General features: G+C 33.7%; 4 protein-coding genes. All 4 read left to right on the top strand.

The features are described 5' to 3' along the window. Positions 1-66: 66 nt before the first annotated feature. The 4 genes from V7659_RS31045 (at position 67) to V7659_RS31030 (ending at position 3,659) form a co-directional block, all read left to right on the top strand. The gene (locus V7659_RS31045; protein ID WP_335543842.1) at positions 67-822 is read left to right on the top strand and encodes a DeoR/GlpR family DNA-binding transcription regulator; all 756 of its coding nucleotides are present in this window, start codon (positions 67-69) and stop codon (positions 820-822) included. A gap of 125 nt (positions 823-947) precedes the next feature. Further along, on the top strand, positions 948-1,703 hold the full coding sequence (locus tag V7659_RS31040; protein WP_335543841.1) for a DeoR/GlpR family DNA-binding transcription regulator: 756 nt from the start codon (positions 948-950) through the stop codon (positions 1,701-1,703). A 384-nt stretch (positions 1,704-2,087) separates the two neighbouring features. Next, a complete protein-coding gene (locus tag V7659_RS31035) occupies positions 2,088-2,951 on the top strand; it encodes a sugar phosphate isomerase/epimerase family protein (RefSeq protein WP_335543840.1) in 864 nt (287 codons plus the stop codon). A gap of 318 nt (positions 2,952-3,269) precedes the next feature. Next, on the top strand, positions 3,270-3,659 hold the full coding sequence (locus tag V7659_RS31030) for a tautomerase family protein (protein ID WP_335543839.1): 390 nt from the start codon (positions 3,270-3,272) through the stop codon (positions 3,657-3,659). The last annotated feature ends 83 nt before the right edge of the window (positions 3,660-3,742 follow it).

The following is a 3,742-nucleotide window of genomic DNA, read 5'->3' as shown; positions in this document are numbered from 1 at the left end:
TTTATGTTATATTATATAATAAATCGATATAAGGGTATTATAAAGCTAGAACTAGGGTGAACTAAAATGATGAAAGAGAAGCGTATCAAAAAAATTCAGGAATATGTTATTGAGCATCAATCAGCGTCATTAGACGAACTGGTTACAGTTTTTGATGTATCTAAAAATACTATTAGACGAGATATCCAAGAATTAGTTGACCGTGGAGAACTGAAGAAAGTTTATGGCGGGGTTACTACCGTTCGTAAAAAACTTGAATCTTTCCAAGATAGAAAGATACGTAACAAAGGGCAAAAAGAATCAATTGTGATAAGAGCCTCAAGTTATGTGGAAGATGGCGATATTATTTTCATTGATTCAGGGACCACTACAATTGGATTGTTTGATTATTTAAAGGAAAGACACCTGACCATTTTTACGAATAGTATTGATTTTATTCTTCGTGCCATTCCATTTGAACATTTAAATGTCATCTCAATCGGCGGGATGCTTGATCCTAAAACCAATTCGTTTAGTAACCCACGAAGTTTGGACTTACTAAAAGATTACAATATTAAGAAAGCGTTTATGGCATCTACAGGTATCTCACTATCAAACGGTGTAACGAATGCATCCCCTCTAGAAAGTGAATTGAAAAAGACAATTGTTGACAGAAGTTCTGAGGTTTATTTATTGGTAGACCATGACAAGTTTGATAAATATGGATTAATGACATATTGCAGTTTAGCTGAGATCGATTATCTAGTTACCGATAAGCTCCCAAATAATTCCTATCAAGAATACGCTAAGAATAATGGCATACAACTTATCATAGCCAATTAGAACCCAATGAATGACTTCACATTTTTTAAAAATATAACCAAGGTTTTGGTTAGTTGTTGGTAATATATATGTTATAATTGTAAACGATAACAATTTATGATGCAGAAAACTAGGGTGAAACGGATATGATTAAAGAAAAACGCTTAAAAAAAATTCAAGAATATGTTAATGAGCATCAATCAGCATCATTAGACGAATTAGTTACAGTTTTTGACGTATCTAAAAATACGATAAGACGCGATGTCCAAGAATTGGTGGATCGTGGGGAACTTAAAAAAGTTTATGGCGGGGTATCCGTCGTTCAAAGTAAGCTCGAATCTTTCCAAGTAAGACAAGTGCGTAACCAAGAAAAGAAAGAATTAATAGCAAAAAAAGCAGCAAGTTATGTGGAAGATGGGGATTTTATTTTTATTGATTCAGGCACGACTACAATTGAAATGCTTGAATATTTAAAGGACAAACAATTGACCGTTTTTACAAATAACATTGATTTTATTGTTGATTCACTTCCATATGAAAAAATAAATGTTATCACAATCGGTGGTATGCTTGAACGTAAAACCAAATCATTTGTAAACCCACGAAATATGGATTTGCTAAAAGATTATAATATTAAGAAAGCATTTATGGCCTCCACTGGTATTTCCTTAACAAACGGTGTAACCAATGCATCACCACTAGAAAGTGAATTGAAAAAGATCGTTGTGAATAGAAGTGCAGAGGTCTATTTATTGGTAGACCACAATAAATTTGATAAATATGGTTTAATGACCTATTGCGGTTTTGATGAAATTGACTATATTGTTACCGATGCGCTTCCGAATGAAACTTATCAAGAATATGCTAAGAAAAATGGCATACAACTTGTTATTGCTGATTAGCGGAATCTTTCAAAATCCTCTTCTATTGTGGCTAACGCCACGAAAGAAGGGGATTTTTTGTACCCTTAAGAGGGAATGTTTATGGTTCTCGCATATTCTCATAAAAAAATAATAAAAAAATATTGATTGTAGCTACTTTTAGTATTAATATGTACTTATAGATAACCAAAAGTTACCCAACATATTATAAAAATATTGAGTATATGAAGCTTATCAATAATGAAAGCGCTTTGGGTTATGGAATTTGTATTCTGCTAAAAATATTGTGAAATGGGTAGAGAATTACATTACATAAGTAGAAGCAATAAGGAGTATTTACTTTTAAAAGTAATATAAAACATAATTTACATGTTTTTTGCCTACAAAAGAAAGGGGAAAATGAGAATGCGTTTAGCTTACGATCCGTCACATTATCGTGACAATACTAATTTAAAAGATACTATCGATGCAGTTGCCAGATTAGGGTATGAATGGGTGGAGTTATCTCCGCGTAAAGATTTTATTTGGTTTAATCAATATCCAAAGGTTGATAAGCAGCTGATAAAAGATTTGAAAAAATATTGTTCAGATGCCGGCGTTCAAATCTCTTCCGTGCTTCCTGTTCAACAATGGTCTTCGCCAAATGAAGAAGTACGCCAGGCTGCAGTTAGAAATTGGAAACGTTGTATTGAAATCACTTCTGAATTAGGAGTTGATTTAATGAACAGCGAATTTGCCGGCGACAAAAGCCGTCCAGTTGAAAGTGAAGCAGCTTTTGTAAAATCAATGGATGAGCTAATGCCGATCTTTGAAAAAGAAGGTATTAAACTAAACTTACAATCTCATCCTCATGATTTTATTGAGTTGAACACGGAAGCAATTCAAATGATTCGTGCACTTGATAAAGATTGGATTAAGTTGGTATATTCGGTAGCGCATGCTTTCTTTTATGATGATGGTATTGGTGATGTAGCCAAACACTTAGATGAAGCAGGAGATTTACTCGCACATGTACTAATTGCTGATACGCTTAATCATAAAGCGGCATTTGGATTACGTTATATCATTAATCCGCCTGATGCAAACGTTACCATCCATCAACATTTGAATCCTGGTCAAGGGGAAGTAAATTTTGATGCATTATATCGGAAATTAAGAGAAATGAAATTTGATGGAATTGTAACAAATTCAGTATTCGCGTTTCCTGATAAACCAGAGTGGTCAAATGAAGTAACGTTGAAATCCATTAGAGAGGGATTATATATTTAATCGTGCGAAATTAGCGTTTTAGAATATAATAGAAACCCTATTCTGGGTCGAAAAATCTCATAAATTAAAAGCCTTTCCTCAGTGTTTGATGAGGAAAGGCTTTTTTAGATTCTAACTCTAACTCTTTTAGCAAATTCCTAAAGCTAGTCAATGCATTCCGATGGTTCCAAAAACTTTTCTTCCAAAAGGCAGAATAAGTATTGACGGCAGCCCTAATAAACACTATGATATAATCATAATATAACCAACATATACTCAATACTTAATAGTGAGTTGATGTATTGGTTGAAATCCTACTTTTAATAGGGGGAGAGAAATATGCCGTTAATTCGCTTTGATTTAATACAGGGCCGAGATGATAAAGCTTTAAAACAATTATTGGATGCTTCCCACCGAGCGGTTGTTAAGGCTTTTGGTGTACCTGAAAGAGATCGTTACCAAATAATAAATCAACATCCTGTCAATGAATTAATCATTGAAGATACTGGTTTAGGATTCGAGAGGAGCCGGGATTTAGTCATTGTGAGTGTAACAAGTACCCAAAGAAGTGACCAGCAAAAGAAAACTTTTTATAAACTCTTGGTACAAGAGCTTGGTGAAAGCTGTGGAATTGCCCCAAATGATATTATGGTTTCTATTGTTACCAACGGGGCGTCTGACTGGAGCTTTGGATTTGGAGAAGCACAGTTTTTAACGGGTAAATTGTAATGTACCTAGGGCCGAAATTATGTTAATTCGATATTTAAAAAATATTAAAAAATCGTTGACTGAAAGCGTTTATAGTATTAATA

The organism is Neobacillus drentensis (assembly GCF_036966985.1).
Classification (GTDB): Bacteria; Bacillota; Bacilli; order Bacillales; family Cytobacillaceae; genus Neobacillus; species Neobacillus drentensis_E.
Note: the sequence above shows the minus strand (reverse complement) of the source record. Positions and strands in the feature narration are given on the sequence as shown.

Bases quoted from the DNA above. Each gene is read 5' to 3' on its own strand.
- V7659_RS31045 (WP_335543842.1), top strand. From the start codon at position 67: ATGATGAAAGAGAAGCGTATCAAAAAAATTCAGGAATATGTTATTGAG.
- V7659_RS31040 (WP_335543841.1), top strand. From the start codon at position 948: ATGATTAAAGAAAAACGCTTAAAAAAAATTCAAGAATATGTTAATGAG.
- V7659_RS31035 (WP_335543840.1), top strand. From the start codon at position 2,088: ATGCGTTTAGCTTACGATCCGTCACATTATCGTGACAATACTAATTTA.
- V7659_RS31030 (WP_335543839.1), top strand. From the start codon at position 3,270: ATGCCGTTAATTCGCTTTGATTTAATACAGGGCCGAGATGATAAAGCT.